The sequence below is a fragment of the Sulfurihydrogenibium sp. genome (genome assembly GCF_027448985.1).
Classification (GTDB): Bacteria; Aquificota; Aquificia; order Aquificales; family Hydrogenothermaceae; genus Sulfurihydrogenibium.
On record NZ_DAIDMN010000169.1, the window covers coordinates 1 to 1,079 of the forward strand.

1 protein-coding gene and 1 pseudogene are annotated in these 1,079 nt (G+C 29.3%); both read right to left on the reverse strand.

Features of this window, described 5'->3' with window-relative positions; all coding sequences use genetic code 11:
• Positions 1-462: pseudogene (locus tag NE054_RS08355) on the reverse strand (hydrogenase); the annotation flags it as partial.
• A gap of 172 nt (positions 463-634) precedes the next feature.
• Positions 635-979, reverse strand: coding sequence for a hydrogenase maturation nickel metallochaperone HypA (hypA, locus tag NE054_RS08360; RefSeq protein ID WP_297890534.1), 345 nt, complete (start codon positions 977-979; stop codon positions 635-637).
• Positions 980-1,079: the final 100 nt, after the last annotated feature.

Here is a 1,079-nt window from a genome sequence, read left to right on the forward strand (position 1 = left end):
AAGACATTTTTCTGCTTGTTCTCCTGCCGCAGCCATTAAAGTTTCTTGATATTCAATAGATAAATACTCTAATATTAACTCATCGACCGTTGGTGCAGAAGATCTTAGAAGTGCTTCCGTGTTACCATCACAATCTTGAATATTTATCCAAACTATAGGGATTCTGTTCATTACTTCAGCTGCTTGAGCTACCAATGGTTCAAAAGATGGTGGTAACATCAAAGTTGCAGTCATCATTGAAACCCATTTAAAGAAATCTCTTCTTGAAATATCCCACATTGATAAATATTCTTGAAATTTTATATCTTCATTTTTAACTGGTTTCTGAGATTTTAACCAAGTGAGCCTTTCTTCAGCTTTTTTATAAAGAGACTTATAATAGTCATCTCCTTTATTTGTATCGATTAAATTTGTAGGTTTTGTAAACATTTCTCTTAAAAATTCTCTTCTAAAAAATTCCATAGTAATAACCTCCTACAATAAATTAGATTTTTTCGCTCTTTATATAACCATATAAGGTGGAGATCTTTCTCTTCTTTTTATTTGTTTTCCCATCTTTTAATCCTATGAATAATTATTCATTCATAATTATAAATAAAATTTTAAAATTCGTCAACGTTAATATTTATTAACTTTACATTTCTAATTCTAAAGACTTTAAAAGCATTTCTGTTCCATCTATTACATCTACATCTATACTTTTACAGTCTGGACAGATGAAGCTGTAATCTTGTATAACAAACTCAATATTACAGTTTTTACAGTAAGCTATTATATCCTGGATTTCTATTATCAACTCAGCATTTTCTGCTATAGTTTTTTCTTTAAAAGTATTAAATGCCATTTCTAAAAGATGAGGCTCTACACCAGACATTTTACCTATTTTTACCAACACTTTTGATACTTGCTTTGCATTGTTTAATTTAGCTTGTTCTTCTATTAGATTCAATAAACTTTGAACTATTGAAAATTCATGCATATTTAACAAATCCTTGGAAGTAATTCACCAGAGGGTGGTTCCATAACTCTTACAGACCAGTAAGGTGATTTTAATAATACTCTTTTTCTGCCAGATGATA